Origin of the sequence: Enterovibrio litoreus (assembly GCF_045679545.1) — a bacterium.
Classification (GTDB): Bacteria; Pseudomonadota; Gammaproteobacteria; order Enterobacterales; family Vibrionaceae; genus Enterovibrio.
Genome location: NZ_CP166195.1, coordinates 1,274,275 through 1,291,028 on the forward strand (window position 1 = coordinate 1,274,275; position 16,754 = coordinate 1,291,028).

Below are 16,754 nucleotides of genomic sequence, written 5' to 3' on the forward strand. Positions count from 1 at the left end.
CGTTTGTCTAAATATCAACCAGTAATCACAAGCGCGAAAGCGAAAACATGAATTTATTCCTTAATCAGCCAAGAAAAGCGCTTTGCTCTGCTGGCTGCCTTGATACACTTCCTGTTATTGGCGTGATGCTGTGTAAGATTGGATTTTAAAATGGCCGCAAAATTGACGAAAAAAGTTCCGACAAACATCATTACTGGCTTTCTTGGTGTGGGTAAAACAACGGCCATACTCTCTTTGCTCAAACAAAAACCAGAGAATGAAAACTGGGCTGTGTTGGTGAATGAGTTTGGTGAAGTGGGGGTTGATGGCGCATTTTTGAGTGAGCAAGGTGCCTTGGTTAAAGAAGTGCCAGGCGGCTGCATGTGCTGTGTGGCAGGGCTTCCTATGGCGATTGGCATCAACGCATTGCTGGCGCAAAACCCTGATCGTTTGTTAATTGAGCCAACGGGTCTTGGTCATCCTAAAGACATTATTGGCAAGCTGTTGTCAGAGCACTACGCCAATTATATCGATTTGAATGCCACCATTACCTTGGTTGATCCGCGAAACTTTGCCGATGCCCGCTACACTGAAAACCAAAACTTTCGCGACCAATTGGCGCTTGCTGATGTTGTGGTGGCGAATAAGATTGATTTGTCCATTGCCGATGACATTGCAGCGTTTGATGCTTACGTGGAGAACGCTGAAATCCCTAAGCAGGCGGCGGGTTATGTCGAGCAAGGTCAACTGAACCCAGAATGGCTAATGCTTCCGCGTGTTGATCGTGATGCGCAATTTGCTCACCATCACTCGCATGATGGAGATGATATGCCTCCCTTTGAACTTGAACCTGGCGAAGTGTTCCGTCGCAAAGAAAACAAAGGTCAGGGCTATGTTAGCTGTGGTTGGGTATTTGAACCTAACTCGGTATTTCCGTTTGATTCCTTGTATGGTTTGTTTGCCAACCTAAACGCAGAGCGAGTGAAGGCCGTGATGAACACGGACGATGGTATGTTTGCATTTAATGTGGTTAACCAAGTCGTTTCAGTCAACCCGATCAGTTTATCTGGCGTAGAATCTCGGGTTGAACTCATTGATCGAACGCCATTGCCATGGGATGAGTTAGAAGAGATTCTCCTCTCATTTGTGTTGAAGTGATCTGATCTGCCCGACGCGCTGTCGGGTTTTTTTAAGACGTTGGAGTGCATACCATGTCACCAGATATCCAAGCGAAGTTCGAAAGTTACCCGCCCCATGTCAAACAAAAAATGCTGGCGTTACGTTCGTTGATCTTGGCGGTGGCCAAAACGCTTGGTAAACGTGTGGATGAAAGCCTTAAATGGGGACAGCTAAGCTATGCCGTGAAGGGAGGCACGCCTATCCGTATCGATTGGAGTCCGCAATCACCTTCATCTTTGAGTGTGTACGTTAACTGTAAAACAACGCTGGTTGATACGTTTCGAGAAGTACAGCCTGATGCCTTTGAGTATCGTGGAAACCGACAATTACAGTTTGGGTTAGACAAGCACCCGCCGGAAGAAGCATTGCGACTTTGCATCAGTGTGGCATTCACTTACCACTCCCGAAAAACCGCACCTTTGCTGGGTTTATAGACATTCTTTCTGCAATATATCTATTTGTGCCTTATTTTTTGTGCATCATCACTTAAAAAACCGTCATCGCTTTGCTGTTCCCGCCGAAAAATGAACAATAGCCAGACTAAAAATTAAAACGAAATACCACCTGGGAGTAGCCATGTTGCTTCCATCTCTATTTTCGTCTGTTGTCTGCTAGGAACACGCATGCTTACGCGCTTTATTTATGCTTACGGAAGTACTCTTTATATTCAAATATGGGAAAATCGTCTTCGCGTTTTAAACGGAACAACTGGGCGGGTTTTTGATGAGCAGCCGTTAATTGCCTGGACACAAACGGGCCCTATTAGAAAGCGTGTGGAAGCTATAGGTGATGCTGCGCACGCGCTAAAACATGATATCGGGACGACGGTTAGTAACCCATTTTCGCACCCTAGAAGCCTAATAGGTGATTATGCTGCTGCTGAAACCGTCATTCATCATGCCATTTCACAGGTGACACCTCGCTCCTTTTTTCAGCCGAAAATCCAAGTGATCTTGCATCCTATGGAAAAGATCGAAGGAGGATTAACGGATATTGAAAAGAAGGCGCTCCGGGACATGGCTTACCAAGCTGGCGCAAAGAATGCGTATGTCTACTGGGGAGATACTTTACCTTCTCAACACCTAATTAATGCAGGGATGAAAGAAAGCCAGATCGCCAACATCGATAAGTAACACGGCTGTGGGGCTTATTCATTTAAGCGGGAAGTATATTATTTCTGACTAACCCACGTCTTACGTTGGTGCAAAGCTTACCGAAACGTCGGATGTCATCAAACTGCGGCGTGATGCCGCGAGACATTTCAGATTCCCAATACGACAGTTCGATATCAACCAGCTCCAATAGCTTTTTCGGACAACCAATACAGCTGTTGTCCGGGCCACAAACAAACGTCTCAGGCTCGTAAAGTGGCAACTCTATCTTCACTTGTTCGATAATATTTTTCATTGCGTCCATGCGAGTCGGCTTCTTGTTCATCTTAAAGACTCGCTCATTGCGGGAGCGGGATTTTATGCCTCTGCAATAGCCTTGTCGAGCCTTAGATTTGAGACATGCCAATCTATCGGATAGAAGGCTTTAAGACGAAAGAAGGCTGGGTTACATTGGAAGAAATATCTCGCAAAGGAATGATGCATGACGAAGATAACTGCTCCTTTCTCTGGCCAATGTCTTTGTGGCCAAATTCGCTACGAAGTCGATTCTATCGAGCCGAATATGGGCCACTGTCATTGCACCATGTGTCGTAAATTTCACGGTGCGGCTTTTGCAACATTTGGTGAAGCTACAGTCGAGAATTTTCGATTTACAGCAGGTCGCGATTTTCTGAAAGACTATGTTGCAGCTAACGGCACAAAACGCACATTCTGCTCAAACTGCGGGTCGAGCTTGTTGTTCGAGCCTGCTGACAGTGACGGGAGCGTGGTTGAATTCACGCTAGGTACGTTAGACAGTGATATTCCCACAAAGCCAGATGCACATATTTTCACCAAGTTTGGCGCGCAGTGGTATGACATTACTGATGATTTACCACAATTTCCTGAAGGCAGGGAAACGGTGGCAAATAAATAGATCTGGTTTTATTCACAAACACAGCTTCAATGAAGCACTGTAATTCACACCGATTTCGCCATCACGTAATTGGTGAGGAACTGACCTTTCTTCTCGACTTGTTGCGTCTTTAGAACGCGAAAGCCCATGTGTTCAAAAAAAGGCTTGGCTGTGATGCTGACGCAGGAAAAGTAGCGAGGGAGCACTGTATTTTTCTTGCTCTCTCTAAATAGGGTTTTCATTAAGGACTTTCCGACGCCTCTGCCTTGAAAATCCGCACTGACAAAGAAATGGTCAATGTGGCCGTCGGGTTGCACATCCGCATAGCCTGCGATCTGCTCATTGATAATGGCAACAAAAGGTTGAATGCGTTGCATGCACTCACGCCAAGCGACTTGATTGCACTCATCAGGTGCCCAAACAGCGATTTGTTCAGGCGTGTAATCGCGGCTATTGATTTGTCTGACTGTATGATGGAAAAGATGCCACAGCGCCATTTCTTCGCCCGCCCGCATTTTTCGGATAGTGATCATGACTTTGTTGATCTTAGTTTTTTGACTTTGAAGTAAGTGAAGCTGAGTAAAATGAAAATGGCTATAAATACAGCGGAGTCGATAGCGACTTTGGCGACACTAAAGGGTTGAGTGAATACGTCATATTCAAACCCAAACTGTTTTAATAGCAACTCAGACAAAGTGCTTGCGGCGACGGCGAAAATGACAAGCCAAACGGTAGGTAATCTCATAGTGCTCATAGTGCTCAAAGTGCTCATAGTGCTCATAGTGTTTTTTATCTGTTCTTCATGAAAAAAGAATACACGAGGAGAGATCAAAAAGGGCAGCCTAAGCTGCCCAGTGTAAAAGGAATTGTGAGCTTACGCGTAATTCGCGGTTAGCATTTGCCATTGGCGTTTTTGTTCAATGAAATCCCCTTTAAGGATTTGCAACTGTTGGACCAAAATGGCCTTTTCGTATTTCTTGAGAAGGTTCTGCTTCTTCAGTTCTATTAAGCGTTTCTTGGCTTCATAGTATTCGCCCATACGAACAACCAGCGCATCATATTCTTGCTCAATCGCTTGAAGGCGCTGAGAAGCATTCGGTGTCACGCTTAATCGTGCTTGTATGTTTTTTAGCAACATGGTGGCGCGTGCTTTTTCAATGCGATCTTGTGGCGTAACACGAAGCTTTTTGGTTAGGCCAACCCAGCTACCTGATTTGATCAGCCATTTCGTTGGGTCGAACTGCCACCAATAAATACCGTTGCGATAGTCGTTCTCAAAGATATGGTGGAAATTGTGGTAACCCTCACCGAAGGTGAAAAAAGCCAAAATGCCATTATCACGTGCAGTGTTCTTTGCTGTGTAAGGCTGTTTGCCCCAGATATGTGCCAGAGAATTAATAAAGAAGGTGGTGTGGTGACTGGCAACAACGCGCACAAAACCGATGAGAATGATGGCTCCCCAAATATCCCCATGAAGTAATCCAAAAGCGATAGGAATACCGAAATTTGTCGCTAGCACTAAAGGCAGGTAGTACTTGTGCTGCCACATGACGATGTTGTCTTTTTGCAGATCGCGGCAGTTGCTGTAATCAGAGTAGCGGTGCTTTTGATATTCGCGCAGCATCCAGCCAATGTGTGAGTACCAAAATCCGCGTTTTGCTGAATAGGGGTCAGTGTCGTTATCGTCAACATGCCGATGATGTACTCGGTGATCCGATGACCAGTGGAGAATACTGTTCTGAAGTGCCAGTGCGCCGCCTATGGCATAAATACCTTTTAGAACGGGATGTGCTTCATACGTTTTGTGCGACCAAAGTCTGTGATAACCCGCTGTGATGGACATACCAGCGAAGGTAAACATGGCAACAAACATAGCGATTTGCGCCAGATCGAAGCCGTGAAAATAAGCCCAAAGTGGGGTGCCAATGACCGCGACGGAGAAAGTGACCGTGAAGACAATGACATTGAGCCATATAACGGGAGGTTTTTGTGCTTGATTCGATTCCATTTTAAATACCGCAAAATTCCAGCGTACACATGTAAGCTAGAATAGGGCGAGGTTGTTAAAGGGTCAAGATGGTCATTAACAGTTTGTCGCAATTTTGTCGATTTAACCGCCTTTATCCTTTTGAGAATAAAAAAAGAGTGAAACGTATTGAATACATTTCACTCTTGAATTGACGAATTGACGAATTGAGGGAATGACTTAACGCAATACAATATTGCCGTGCCGATACTGCAAGCCGTTATCTATGTCGTCGCTGATCAGAAATGCGCCATCAAGGTCAACCATCATCGCGGTGGCGGCGATAGGAAGCGCAGCTCGCATGGCAATGGAACTTCCTAACATGCAACCCACCATAATTTGAAGCCCCGCTTTACGCGCGGCTTGTTCAAGTTCAAATGCTGCCGTTAGCCCACCGGTTTTATCCAGTTTGATGTTTACCATTTGGTATTTACCAACCAAAGACGTCACATCGTCTGCGGTGTGGCAGCTTTCGTCTGCACAAAGTGGGATGGGGCTGGCTATGCCTCTTAACCTGTCATCTTGGTCAGCAGGAAGAGGTTGCTCCACCATGGCGATATTTAAGGGCATGATTTGCCGAAGTGTGGCGGCAATATCAAGTGTTCCCCACGCCTCGTTTGCATCAACAATCAATGGGGTATCTGGCGCAACGGCGCGAACGGCAGTTAAGCGTTCAAACACCAAATCAGCATTCAATTTTACTTTGATCAAGGTTGCACCTTGTTCGACATATCGTTTTGCTTCTTCCGCCATTTCTTGAGGCGAAGCGATAGACACCGTCATGGCTGTTTGGATAGTGTTCGGCAGCGAAAAGTTGTCGGGGAAATTATCTACTTCCAAATCCCATAACGCGCAGTCCAAGGCATTTCGTGCTGCACCGGGCGGCAATAGTGTTTTCAATGAATCACGGTCAAATTGAGTGTTGTCTACTGACTCAATTTCAGCGATCACACTGTCAAAGCTTTCTCCGTAACGACGTGTTGGTGAGCATTCTCCAATCCCTAATTTCCCTTCCTGTTCGATACTCACTTGGATCACTTCGGCTGTGGTTCGACTGCCGCGAGAAATGGTAAATGGACGCTTTAAGGTGTAGGTGACAATTTTTGCCGAGACCTTCATCGTTGTTACTCCTCGAAGACGTGGATCAGGTTATCTACGATATCGTCTACACCAAAACGTACTGGATCGGTCGCGGGCAACCCGTATTGGCGCGACAGGTCTTCCAGATACCGTTTGGCTTCGTCTTCGCTGAGGGCTGAGGTGTTAATTGCCATGCCAACAAAGCGCGGATTTGGATTTGTCAGTTTTGCCAATCGAACAGCGAGATCCATGATGTCGGCGATGTCTGGAATCGGCATGTGTGGCATGTGACGAATAGTGTTTCGATTCGCTTCATGGCAAAGAACAAGCGCATCAGGTTGTGCGCCATGAAGAAGGCCCATGGTGACGCCGGAGAAAGCTGGATTCAGCAGTGAACCTTGGCCTTCGATTAGCTGCCATTGGTTGGCTTCACACTCAGGCGAAAGCGCTTCTGTAGCACCGGCGATGAAGTCAGACACAACGGCATCAACGGCAATGCCGTTACCTTCAATCAAAATGCCTGTTTGGCCTGTCGCGCAGAATGTCGCGGATAGACCGCGCGCTTTCATGACCTTTTCTAAAGCGAGTGTGGTGAACATTTTGCCGACAGAGCAGTCTGTACCTACTGTCAGTAGTCGTTTTCCTGAACGCTTGATGCCCGTGCCAACAGGGAGGCTCTGCTGCGAATGACGAAGGTCAAACAGGGCTGCTCCTGATTTTGCCGCGGCGTCAGCAATAGCAGGTACATCTGCCAATCTTTGGTGTAAACCGGACGCTACGTTCATGCCCGCGTTCAGTGCTTCAACGATAAATGGGATGAATTGTGGTGCAAGAACACCGCCAGCGTTTGCCATCCCCAAGACCAAGGTTTTTGCACCTTCCTTCGCGGCGGTTTGAATGTCGATATCCGGCAGATTGAGTGAGGGAACATCGTCGTTCAAGCGCAACTGCCCCATGCATTTTTCTGGACGCCAGTAGTGAATGCCTCGTGCGGTTTTGATGGCAAGGGGATCTTTGCTTTCGCCCAACATGAGCAAGTAGGGAGCGGGAATGTTCATAATTCTCCTTGTCTATTCGACGTATCAGAATGCTTGGTCACGCGCGGTCTCTGCACGTGTATTGTTATTAGTTGGGGTTGACTGTCATCACCCACTGCTTTCGCTTGAATACTGTATTCACTATAGAAGCTTGCAAGAGCGGTGATAAATGCCGTTTGTGATTCACTGATGCCGATTCGTAATCAATATTAGACATAAAAGTGATCTGTGTTTGATTAATGACCGGTGCCAACCGATTATTGAAGATGTGCTCGTCTTTTTCGGGGCAGTATCTAATTGGTAGTGCAATGGAGGTGTGGTATTGGTGCGCTGTGATAGAGGGTGTGGCAGATAGACAGTTTGGCAGACAAAGGAAAGAACACGGATGGACAAGCCAACAGATGAATATTGAAAGCAAATGGTTGGAGGATTTTCTCGCCCTGGCAGAAACTCGCAATTTTTCTGCTGCTGCGAATCTTAGAAACATCACGCAGCCTGCATTTAGTCGGCGGATTCGTATGTTAGAGCAATCAGTGGGTGCTGAGCTGATTGATCGAAGCCAAACTCCCGTCGCGTTAACCGCCAGTGGGCGTATTTTCCGCGTGACCGCTCGCACCTTGGTCAATCAAATGGTGGAAGGGATCAGCCACATCTCTGCCTTGAATTACTCCGATGGGAGTGTCGTTCGTATTGCCTCAGCGCATTCATTAGCCCTTAATCTGACGCAATCCATTCAAGCGCAATTCTGTGATGAATTTCGTCCAATGTTGAGTGTGGATGCCATGAATGTCGACGAAGCAGTCGATGCATTGCGAGAGGGTGAATGTGATGTGCTGTTAGCCTTCGACAATGAGCATCTAAAGTTAGCACCCTATGAACACATCAAGGTAGGTACAGCGGATTTATTGCCCGTTTGCGCTGCCGATAATATGGGGCAACCTCTCTATCGCTTCGACCAAGATAAGGTGCCTTGGTTGGCGTTTACACCCACCTCATACATGGGGCGTCAAACAGAAACCGTGCGGCACGAAGTGAGCCTTAAGCCAGTCTTTCTGTCTTCAATGGTGGATATGCTCAAGCTTCAAGCCCTAAATGGGCTGGGTGTGGCATGGTTACCTGATTTTGCCATTCATTCGGAACTGGCAAAAGGCACTTTGGTGGTGATGGAAAACAAAGCGCTGATCCGGCGCGTTTCTTATTATGCCTATCGCTATCAATCTCGGCTGCATCCGTCAGGTGAAAAAATTTGGACGGCACTAAAAAAAATTGCTGCTGATAACTCGTTAAACTAGAAAAGGAAATGGGCCCAAAGCCTAGGAAAGCGCTTGATGTGATCGATGACCTGCTATATTTCTTGGACGCGCTGCCGATATAAGAATAAATGGCTTCCACCTACTGCGTCGGTGAGGAGCGCTAGGCAATTGTTTGTTGACGCTGGGGGTGTCATGCCGTTTAAAGAACCTATCCCGAATTTCGTCAAAGCCATGGGGCATCGCGTTGTCAGCTATATTTTGAATATTTCAGAAGCTGAAGCTAGATTCGTTTTACAACAGCAAGGAAAACTCACACCAAAGCAGAAAGACACGCTCACTTCTTATGTGCAACTTTGCCGTCAAATGCGTGCAGTTGCGGTATCACAAGGTGATATTGAGCAGTCATTTTTCCATCGACTTCCGCATGTGTTGCAAAATGGGCAGCACATTTTTTCTGTTTGGCGTCGTCAAAACCGTGGTGTCACGCCCTCGTTCAACAACAGTGATCCCCTTGCGCGAAGCTTAGCGACGGTGGCAGCAGAGCTCTACCCTTTGTTTTTGGTCAAGGCCGGCGCACGTCCTCATTTGTTTTATCGCGCTTCGGGCCATTTAAGTGCGGCGATTTCAAACTTGCCTGGCCACAAAACCCTATATCGTCATTTTATTGAAGATAGGTCGTTCGAGCGTGTGTTTGAAGTGATCGGCAATGAGCCAAGTGAAACCTACGGCCACTATGTGGATTCGAAAGGCAAGCGCGGGGTGATTGCTTTGTCATCACTGCCAGCCGCACTGTTGATCAACAGTTACGATTTGATGCGAGTGCGTGGCCCAGTTTCTGCAGAGATCTTCGTCAATACTGTATTGGAAATGCTAGAAATCGCGAGAAGCGTTGCAGATGGGGAAGTGGCACAAATTCCATTGTTTGTTGGGTTTCGGAACGCCGTATTGGTCGATTTTGATGAGCTCGAAACTAAGTGGGGTACTTTGCGTCGCTATACCCCTTCGATTGCGGAGTATGTGCTGCAACTGCCGAGTCAAATGGCGAAGCGAAAAGACAGTGGTTTCATGCTCGAATCGGGCTATGCCTACGCCATCAACAGTGGCGATTTGCTGGATGACGACGATTGGCCGAGCGAGGTATTGGAGGCGGAAAGCGACAAAGTGTCTACTGAGCTCAATATCACGCTTTGTATGGCAATGTGCTTTTTGAATGACTCGCCGCCGTTTGTTGCGCCTGAGTGGGCATGGCATATCGATCCCTTTTCACTGGAAGGCGCGAAAAGTGCTGTGGATACTGTTAAAGAAGCGGATGAGCCTGTTTGTATCACCAATGGTGTCTTGGACGAGCTAGAAAATTGGAGCTTGTTGTTGGAAGACACCGATTCAACTGGCATACGTTTAGCGTTTACGCGTTTGTTTAGTGCCGCTCGCCAACCCGATCGTCTTGATGGGTTGCTTGACGCCATCTTGGCGCTTCGAAATATCTTTGGGGCAGGGAAAGATGCTGATGACGTCCCAAATGCGGTGGGACAGCTGGTCAGTGGCCATGCAAAAGAAGCCATTGCCTTGGCTGAAAGCTTATCTGATGATTGGAACCATATCTTAAGCGGCGAGGCATGGTGGGATGCCGATGAAATTCGCGAAAAGACCATGTTGTGTATTTCACTCTGTTTGACTTGCTTGCATCACCTCTATTTGAAACTGCCAACCATGGTCAGCGACCCTGATCGTCTTCAGCGCATTATTGCGTCGAATGGCAATCCGATTGCTTGTTAGCTCCGGTTTTATCTAAGCAAAAGCTAGTCATAATGAATCAAACTGAATGAACACCTAAGCAAAGCCCATGTAACACATCACACATTTTGATCACTTAAGGGGCCGCGTTTTCAAGGGCCTATGTTCTAATGTCTTGTCATCTGTTTTGGGAACTAATAGCAGGAGCTAGCGTGGGCGCAAAAATCAATCAAATTAATGTTTATCCCGTCAAATCAGCGGGCGGGATTTCGTTATCAAACGCATGGGTCGAAACCATTGGATTGAGTTTCGACCGTCGGTTTATGGTGGCAGACAGCACGGGAAAATTCGTGACTGGCCGCACTGATCCAAAAATGACAGAAGTATCTGTGTCACTTCAGGCGAACGGGATCACGCTAAACCATCCGAATATGTCGCCTTTGGTGTTGAAATACGCCCAGTTCTCGCTGCAAGAAGTTCATACCAATGTGTGGAAGGATGAATTCAGTGCCTATTCAACGACGTCGACGGCCAATGCCTGGTTTAGTCATTTGTTGGGAGGCCATAAACAACTTTTGTTTACGGGTGAAGAATCTTCACCGCGTTTTGCATCGAAAGCACAAACCAAGGTTAGCTTTGCCGACGGTTTCCCGTTATTGGTGATTTCACAAGCGTCACTTGATGCCCTTAATGCTCGAACACCAGACATGCACACCATGGATCAGTTTCGCACCAATTTGGTGGCAACGGGGTGCGAAGCTTTTGCAGAAGACACATGGGCCAAGGTACGCATTGGCTCGGTGGTATTCCGGGTTGATTGCCCATGTAGCCGCTGTATTTTCACCACCTTGGATTTAGAAACAGGACGATTTCGCGTTAACGGCGAACCGATCACAACGTTAAGTCAATTCCGTACAGATAAAAGCGGCAATGTGAATTTCGGGATGAATCTGATTGCGCTAAATGAAGGTGAAATCAAAGCGGGTGATCAGATAGAAGTGTTGGAGTATCGCGACGCTGAAGTTTACGAAGACAAGACAACGCCGAAACTCTCTTTGCAATGTAAAGACATCGAGCATGTCGCCCAGGATTTCAAAACCTTTTGGTTTGAAAGTGAGCAAGGTTCATTGCCGACTTACAAAGCAGGGCAGCATCTTCCTATTGAACTCGATATTGACGGTAAACGCGTGCAGCGTCGTTATACTTTGTCGTCATCACCGACACGACCAGAGCGCTTGGCGATTTCTGTTAAGCGTGTCGAGGGTGGTGAAGTTTCAAACTGGCTGCACGATAACTTAAAGGCAGGCGCAGTGATCAAGGCGCAAACGCCTGACGGTCAGTTCCATCTTAGCGATGATGCAGCAAAGCGTCGCTCTTTGTTATTGCTATCGGGTGGCAGTGGCGTGACGCCTATGATGTCCATGCTGCGAACGCTGTTCGATCAGAACGATATTGATGATGTGATCTTCTTCCACCAATGTCGTTCCGAAGCCGATATACCATTTTCGGATGAACTTGATGCCATGGCAGCCAAGCACAAAGGCTTGAAAGTCATGACACTGCTTAGTCGCCCTTCTGACAGTTGGAAGGGACTCTCTGGACGATTGAGCCAAGAACATTTAGCACTGATCCCTGCGCTGATAGGACGCGAAGTATTTGTGTGTGGCCCACAAGGTTTTATGGACTCGGCATTGGGGCTGACCAGCCTGTTGGGTGTGCCAGAGTCACAATGTCATCAGGAGTTCTTTTCGCTGCCGATAACGGGCGACGACGCCCCAGCGATGGAAGTGTCGATTACTATCGAAGGTGAATACATTCGTGGTGATAATCAACGGCCTATCTTGGTTCAAGCAGAGGAAGTCGGTGTTCAAGTCGATTACAGTTGTCGTGCCGGTGTATGTGGGTGCTGCAAGATGCGTTTAGTGGAAGGCAACGTTTCTCAGCCAGATATGCCAGCGCTGTTCCCAGGTGAAAAAGAAGAAGGTTTGGTATTGGCCTGTTGCTGCGTGCCAAAAGGTGATGTGGTATTGAGTAAACTCTAGCCAACCAGCCGTAATTTAACGCTTTATTTCTTTGCGCTAACATTAAAAGCTGTCTCATGAGGTATTATGAGGCAGCTTTTTTTGGGGTTTATTTTAGGGACAGAGTTATGACAAACGCGAATAAAAAAGGCGCGTTGCTTTTTGCTGCTGGTTTATTACTAGGTGGATTTGTGGCAGCGAACCACTTTTCTTCAGTTGGGAATGTGACACAAGAACGACTTGAAGGAGCCAATGCGCAATTGATGCAATCGCAAAGTGAACTGCTCCAAGCTCAGCAAACCATCGCCCAGTTAGATGGCTTGATGGCAACACAAACCGCTGACCAAGAAAGTAAAGCGGGTTTAGTGGAACAAAAAGATGTCGAGATAGAACAACTAAAGGCGCAGCTTGTACAACTCACACAGCAATACACACAGATAAATGAAGAGAAAAAAGGGCTTGGGCGCAAAGCAATGGAACAAGCTGATGCGATCAGTAAGCTGAGAACAAGGCTAGAAAATACCGATGCCCTCTATGCGGAGCGTTACCGCTTGACGCAAGCGGTGAGTGATCTTAACGAAAAGATTTTTAAAGCAAGCCATAAAGCGGAATCCAGTCAGCAAGCGTGCGCAGAATTCAAAAAAGGCAATTCTTGGAATTGGGTGTCAGAAAAAGACTGCGACAACTTTAGCGTATACAAGCAGCAAGCCAACGAATTAATGGTCGACTTTGATGATATGAGCGCGAACCTTGACGAGGTAAAACGCGAATTGTCCGCGTTCGGAAATCTGGCCTCACCTCAAGAGCCGTTGGCAACGCCTCAAGAGCCGCTAACGAATCCTTCAGTAAGGGAAGAGTAAGAAGCTCACTAAGTTCACTAAGCGAGAAACAGATTAAGCCGCGTAGGCACGAAGAAATAAGTGCCACAAGCTAGCGCAATAATACGCTGACTTTTCGCTAGTTTGTTCGTATCGATAGGTGATTTCCCTCCCCGGGGCGAAAAAATAACCAAGTGGCACTATGCTTATGAAAGTAATGTTGTAGACCTAAGACAAGTTCACCTAAATTGCGTTATATTTCGGGGCTTTGCTCTCTTCGATGTGCTCAACATCAACAATAAAATAAACGGACGGTAGGGGTAGACACGTTGACAACCCGAGTATTGATCACCGACGACTCCGCATTGGCACGAAAGCAACTCGCTCGCTCAATGCCTGCATTTATCAATGCTGACGTGACGTTTGCTGAAAACGGACAGGTCGCCATTGATCAACTGACTGAGAACACCTTCGATGTGATGTTTCTCGATCTGACCATGCCCGTGTTGGATGGTTATGAAACGTTAGAGGTTATGCGTGAAAAAAACATCACTGTGCCTGTTTTCGTCGTGTCGGGTGATATTCAGCCCAAAGCACAAGAGAAAGTGCTCTCGCTAGGCGCAAAAGCTTTTGTTCAAAAACCTGTCAGCCCAGCTCAATTGAATGCGCTTCTCGCTCCATTTAAATCCGAAACTGCACCTGACGCCGCTGCGAAAGCCAAGCCCGTTCAAGACATGAAAATTGGGCGCCGTGAAATGTACATGGAGGTGGTTAATGTCGCGATGGGGCGTGCCGCTGATTCATTGGCGCGTTACTTTGATGTGTTTGTTCACATGCCGTTGCCGCACGTTAACGTGTTTGAAGTGAGCGAGTTGGTGATGACGATCAGACACCTCGCGGCGAATGATAATATGTCAGGAATTTGCCAAGGCTTTAGCGGTGAAGGCATCGCAGGTGAAGCCTTGATGCTGATTTCCGATTCTTCGATGAAAGACCTGCTGACTATTCTTGATTATCCAGATGATGGTAGCGTGGACAATGAATTAGAAGTTTTGGTTGATGTTAGCAATGTGCTTATCAGCGCATTCTTATCCGGCATTGGCGAACAAGCAGGGCTTGTATTTGCCCAAAGTTATCCGGCGATCATTGGCCAGCATCTTGCGGTAGACAAGTTAGTGCAAGGCATGCACGGCACCTGGAAGCGGACAGTGACGATTGAAGTCAGTTATGCCATTGACGGCACAAACATCAAATGTGATTTGCTTCTGCTATTGGTTGATGAATCCTTGCCGTTGCTCGACGCTAAACTCGCCTATTTAATGGACGATGAGGAATAGCCATGATTGACTCACCAGAATTTGAACAATTCAATTGGATGGTCGATATGGTGCAAAATATCGACATGGGATTAATTGTGGTAGACCGTGATTTTACTATTCATATGTGGAATGGTTTTATGGTTCACCACACAGGCAAACACCCCAACAAGGTGCAGGGTAAATCGCTGTTTGATGTGTTCCCTGAAATTTCAGAAAGTTGGTTTCGCGCCAAGTGCCGCCCCGTTTTTGAATTAAAATGTCGAAGTTTCGTTGTGTGGAAACAGCGACCGTACCTTTTTCATTGCCGCAACGTTCGACCGATTACTGGGCAAGCGAACTTTATGTATCAGAACGTCACGCTTAACCCGATGGTGAACCTACGTGGCGAAGTGCAGCATATGTTTATTTCAGTGGCTGATGTGACGGGCGAAGCGTTAGCGTACTCGTGACGATATGGCGTCTAATCTTAGAAAAAAGCCAGCGTGTGAAAGCGCTGGCTTTTTTATTATCGGTATTTAGCCCATAAATTAGATGCTAGATGCTAGATGCTAGATGTTCGGTTTGCCGCAGTTTGGCGCGCGCAGCGACGACGCTGGCAATCGGCTTATGGCGGCATTCAAATCATCAATACGCGTGTCGTGCGAGGGGTGAGTCGACATAATCTCCGGAGGCGCACCCTCAGAAGCCGCAGCCATGTTCTTCCAAAGTTGAACACTTTCTTTTGGATCGAACCCTGCGTCGTTCATCAACTGGACACCAATAAGATCTGACTCAGATTCATGTGCACGGCTAAAAGGGAGCAAAACCCCAACATTCACACCAAGTCCAAGACCTGCCATGATCATGTCAGAATTGGCTGTGCCTGATGCACCCAGTGCAATGCTAGTGATCTGCAAGGCGCTGTTAGCGGCAACGGAACTGGAAACACGCTCGCTACCGTGATTCGCCATGACATGACCGATTTCATGCCCGATGACTGAAGCCAGCTGATCTTGTGTTTTAGCGACTTTCAGTAAGCCAGTGTAAACACCGATTTTCCCACCGGGTAGGGCGAAAGCGTTCACCTGATCACTGTCAAATACGACCACTTCCCAATTTTCGAAATCGGGCTGTGGCGGCGTCACTTTTAGCAGCGCGTCAGTGACACATTGCACATATTGATTGGTTTGCTTGTCGGTGCTGATTTTTTCCTGTTCTTTCAGTTCAGAAAAAGATTGGTTACCCAATGTCGCCATTTCCGACCCAGACACCAAAATAAACTGACTTCGGCCAGTTGGGGAGGTTGTGCAACCAACCAACACACCGAGAAGTGCGACAGCGAGGGTTGATTTTACTGTTTTCAATTTCATGGCTATATCCTTATCGCGGTGCGAGATCCCTGAATGACACCGATGTGCGATATTGTAGCTGTACTGGACGATGAGGCAAGTGTCGTTATATGCAGATCCGACTAGGAGATTGCGCAGAAAAGTCACGAATAATGCGCCTCGTTCAGTGAAATCGTGGCTCTTAATCGTATTCCCAAGGATAATGGCGAAAAACGGTCATCCGCACATCAGACATCTAGGAGCGCTCATGTCTATTTGGAAGAAACCTATTTCTCTCGAAGGGCTCAATGCCACGTCGATCAATACACTTGTCGAACACCTTGGTATTCAATATACAGCGTTTGATGACAGTAGTTTGACTGGCACAATGCCAGTTGATGCTCGAACCCATCAACCTTTGGGCATGCTTCACGGTGGCGCTTCCGTGGTACTGGCAGAGACCTTGGGCTCGCTAGCTGCAAATATGTGTGTGGAAGCAAACAAGTACTGCGTCGGTCTAGACATTAACGCCAACCATATTCGTGCCATGCGATCAGGCAGCGTAACAGGCACGGCAATGCCTATTCACTTGGGGGCAACCACGCAAGTGTGGCAAATCGAAATCACGGATGAGCGCGGTCGATTGGTGTGTACCAGTCGTTTGACCATGGCGGTTTTACAGCACAAAGGGAAATAAACGATGGTGATTACCATTCCAGGTGGACGTGTTGTGGCGACCATGCACGAAGTGATGGTGAAGTTGGAAGAAAACCGACTTACGCTTCAAACGCAAACGGATGACATCACGCTACTGGGCGCACCCTGTATGTTGATCGCCAATGGCGGCACGGTGAACTGGAGCATTTCGCTAGGCACGGAAGAAAACTTGAATGCAGTAAGTGAAGCGACTGGAGTTGCGATTAAGCGATAAAAGCGTCGGATCTTTCTTCAAATTAAACGAGCCGCTACCGATGTAGCCGCTCGTTTATCGTCA

The 16,754-nt window shown here is 47.3% G+C and carries 18 protein-coding genes; 12 read left to right on the top strand and 6 right to left on the bottom strand.

The features are described from left to right. Window positions 1–150: 150 nt before the first annotated feature. The 3 genes from AB8599_RS21020 (at window position 151) to AB8599_RS21030 (ending at window position 2,291) form a co-directional block, all read left to right on the top strand. Entirely contained in the window at window positions 151–1,137 is a 987-nt protein-coding gene (locus AB8599_RS21020; RefSeq protein ID WP_407333677.1) for a CobW family GTP-binding protein, read from the top strand. A 53-nt stretch (window positions 1,138–1,190) separates the two neighbouring features. Then, window positions 1,191–1,592: a DUF1801 domain-containing protein gene (locus AB8599_RS21025; RefSeq protein WP_407333678.1), complete on the top strand. Its 402-nt coding sequence runs from the start codon at window positions 1,191–1,193 to the stop codon at window positions 1,590–1,592. 189 nt (window positions 1,593–1,781) lie between these two features. After that, entirely contained in the window at window positions 1,782–2,291 is a 510-nt protein-coding gene (locus AB8599_RS21030; RefSeq protein WP_407333679.1) for a rod shape-determining protein, read from the top strand. Between the two features lie 22 nt (window positions 2,292–2,313). On the opposite strand, the gene AB8599_RS21035 is transcribed toward AB8599_RS21030, so the two are convergent. Further along, on the bottom strand, window positions 2,314–2,595 hold the full coding sequence (locus AB8599_RS21035; protein ID WP_407333680.1) for a hypothetical protein: 282 nt from the start codon (window positions 2,593–2,595) through the stop codon (window positions 2,314–2,316). Window positions 2,596–2,751: 156 nt separating this feature from the next. On the opposite strand from AB8599_RS21035, the gene AB8599_RS21040 reads away from it, so the two are divergent. Beyond that, entirely contained in the window at window positions 2,752–3,186 is a 435-nt protein-coding gene (locus tag AB8599_RS21040; protein WP_407333681.1) for a GFA family protein, read from the top strand. Between the two features lie 44 nt (window positions 3,187–3,230). On the opposite strand, the gene AB8599_RS21045 is transcribed toward AB8599_RS21040, so the two are convergent. The 4 genes from AB8599_RS21045 to dgcN all read right to left on the bottom strand — a co-directional run bounded on the left by AB8599_RS21045 (window position 3,231) and on the right by dgcN (window position 7,329). Next, window positions 3,231–3,698: a GNAT family N-acetyltransferase gene (locus tag AB8599_RS21045; protein WP_407333682.1), complete on the bottom strand. Its 468-nt coding sequence runs from the start codon at window positions 3,696–3,698 to the stop codon at window positions 3,231–3,233. Between the two features lie 341 nt (window positions 3,699–4,039). Next, window positions 4,040–5,173 (bottom strand): acyl-CoA desaturase, encoded by a 1,134-nt coding sequence (locus AB8599_RS21050; protein ID WP_407333683.1) that lies wholly within the window; start codon window positions 5,171–5,173, stop codon window positions 4,040–4,042. Window positions 5,174–5,371: 198 nt separating this feature from the next. Continuing rightward, the gene (locus tag AB8599_RS21055) at window positions 5,372–6,310 is read right to left on the bottom strand and encodes an enolase C-terminal domain-like protein (protein ID WP_407333684.1); all 939 of its coding nucleotides are present in this window, start codon (window positions 6,308–6,310) and stop codon (window positions 5,372–5,374) included. Between the two features lie 5 nt (window positions 6,311–6,315). Continuing rightward, the gene (gene dgcN / locus AB8599_RS21060) at window positions 6,316–7,329 is read right to left on the bottom strand and encodes an N-acetyltransferase DgcN (protein WP_407333685.1); all 1,014 of its coding nucleotides are present in this window, start codon (window positions 7,327–7,329) and stop codon (window positions 6,316–6,318) included. Between the two features lie 380 nt (window positions 7,330–7,709). On the opposite strand from dgcN, the gene AB8599_RS21065 reads away from it, so the two are divergent. The 6 genes from AB8599_RS21065 to AB8599_RS21090 all read left to right on the top strand — a co-directional run bounded on the left by AB8599_RS21065 (window position 7,710) and on the right by AB8599_RS21090 (window position 14,902). Beyond that, window positions 7,710–8,600, top strand: coding sequence for a LysR substrate-binding domain-containing protein (locus AB8599_RS21065; RefSeq protein ID WP_407333686.1), 891 nt, complete (start codon window positions 7,710–7,712; stop codon window positions 8,598–8,600). Window positions 8,601–8,753: 153 nt separating this feature from the next. Then, entirely contained in the window at window positions 8,754–10,337 is a 1,584-nt protein-coding gene (locus AB8599_RS21070) for a hypothetical protein (protein WP_407333687.1), read from the top strand. Window positions 10,338–10,507: 170 nt separating this feature from the next. Beyond that, complete coding sequence (locus AB8599_RS21075; RefSeq protein WP_407333688.1) at window positions 10,508–12,337, top strand: MOSC N-terminal beta barrel domain-containing protein; 1,830 nt, start codon at window positions 10,508–10,510, stop codon at window positions 12,335–12,337. 107 nt (window positions 12,338–12,444) lie between these two features. Beyond that, window positions 12,445–13,176: a hypothetical protein gene (locus AB8599_RS21080; protein ID WP_407333689.1), complete on the top strand. Its 732-nt coding sequence runs from the start codon at window positions 12,445–12,447 to the stop codon at window positions 13,174–13,176. A gap of 287 nt (window positions 13,177–13,463) precedes the next feature. Next, window positions 13,464–14,471: a response regulator gene (locus AB8599_RS21085; protein WP_407333690.1), complete on the top strand. Its 1,008-nt coding sequence runs from the start codon at window positions 13,464–13,466 to the stop codon at window positions 14,469–14,471. Window positions 14,472–14,473: 2 nt separating this feature from the next. After that, window positions 14,474–14,902 carry a PAS domain-containing protein gene (locus AB8599_RS21090; protein ID WP_407333691.1) on the top strand — a complete coding sequence of 143 codons (429 nt, stop codon included), beginning with the start codon at window positions 14,474–14,476 and terminating at the stop codon, window positions 14,900–14,902. Between the two features lie 99 nt (window positions 14,903–15,001). Here the strand turns inward: AB8599_RS21090 and AB8599_RS21095 are convergent, their stop codons facing one another. Then, complete coding sequence (locus tag AB8599_RS21095) at window positions 15,002–15,802, bottom strand: M48 family metallopeptidase (RefSeq protein ID WP_407333692.1); 801 nt, start codon at window positions 15,800–15,802, stop codon at window positions 15,002–15,004. Between the two features lie 226 nt (window positions 15,803–16,028). Between AB8599_RS21095 and AB8599_RS21100 the strand changes: the two genes are divergently transcribed. Continuing rightward, window positions 16,029–16,457 (top strand): hotdog fold thioesterase, encoded by a 429-nt coding sequence (locus tag AB8599_RS21100; protein ID WP_407333693.1) that lies wholly within the window; start codon window positions 16,029–16,031, stop codon window positions 16,455–16,457. 3 nt (window positions 16,458–16,460) lie between these two features. After that, the gene (locus AB8599_RS21105; RefSeq protein WP_407333694.1) at window positions 16,461–16,691 is read left to right on the top strand and encodes a DUF3389 family protein; all 231 of its coding nucleotides are present in this window, start codon (window positions 16,461–16,463) and stop codon (window positions 16,689–16,691) included. Window positions 16,692–16,754 lie beyond the last annotated feature (63 nt).

Bases quoted from the DNA above. Each gene is read 5' to 3' on its own strand.
- AB8599_RS21035 (WP_407333680.1), bottom strand. From the start codon at position 2,595: ATGAACAAGAAGCCGACTCGCATGGACGCAATGAAAAATATTATCGAA.
- AB8599_RS21090 (WP_407333691.1), top strand. From the start codon at position 14,474: ATGATTGACTCACCAGAATTTGAACAATTCAATTGGATGGTCGATATG.
- AB8599_RS21025 (WP_407333678.1), top strand. From the start codon at position 1,191: ATGTCACCAGATATCCAAGCGAAGTTCGAAAGTTACCCGCCCCATGTC.
- AB8599_RS21080 (WP_407333689.1), top strand. From the start codon at position 12,445: ATGACAAACGCGAATAAAAAAGGCGCGTTGCTTTTTGCTGCTGGTTTA.
- AB8599_RS21095 (WP_407333692.1), bottom strand. From the start codon at position 15,802: ATGAAATTGAAAACAGTAAAATCAACCCTCGCTGTCGCACTTCTCGGT.
- AB8599_RS21030 (WP_407333679.1), top strand. From the start codon at position 1,782: ATGCTTACGCGCTTTATTTATGCTTACGGAAGTACTCTTTATATTCAA.
- AB8599_RS21040 (WP_407333681.1), top strand. From the start codon at position 2,752: ATGACGAAGATAACTGCTCCTTTCTCTGGCCAATGTCTTTGTGGCCAA.
- dgcN (WP_407333685.1), bottom strand. From the start codon at position 7,329: ATGAACATTCCCGCTCCCTACTTGCTCATGTTGGGCGAAAGCAAAGAT.
- AB8599_RS21050 (WP_407333683.1), bottom strand. From the start codon at position 5,173: ATGGAATCGAATCAAGCACAAAAACCTCCCGTTATATGGCTCAATGTC.
- AB8599_RS21045 (WP_407333682.1), bottom strand. From the start codon at position 3,698: ATGATCACTATCCGAAAAATGCGGGCGGGCGAAGAAATGGCGCTGTGG.
- AB8599_RS21020 (WP_407333677.1), top strand. From the start codon at position 151: ATGGCCGCAAAATTGACGAAAAAAGTTCCGACAAACATCATTACTGGC.
- AB8599_RS21065 (WP_407333686.1), top strand. From the start codon at position 7,710: ATGAATATTGAAAGCAAATGGTTGGAGGATTTTCTCGCCCTGGCAGAA.
- AB8599_RS21100 (WP_407333693.1), top strand. From the start codon at position 16,029: ATGTCTATTTGGAAGAAACCTATTTCTCTCGAAGGGCTCAATGCCACG.
- AB8599_RS21070 (WP_407333687.1), top strand. From the start codon at position 8,754: ATGCCGTTTAAAGAACCTATCCCGAATTTCGTCAAAGCCATGGGGCAT.
- AB8599_RS21105 (WP_407333694.1), top strand. From the start codon at position 16,461: ATGGTGATTACCATTCCAGGTGGACGTGTTGTGGCGACCATGCACGAA.
- AB8599_RS21055 (WP_407333684.1), bottom strand. From the start codon at position 6,310: ATGAAGGTCTCGGCAAAAATTGTCACCTACACCTTAAAGCGTCCATTT.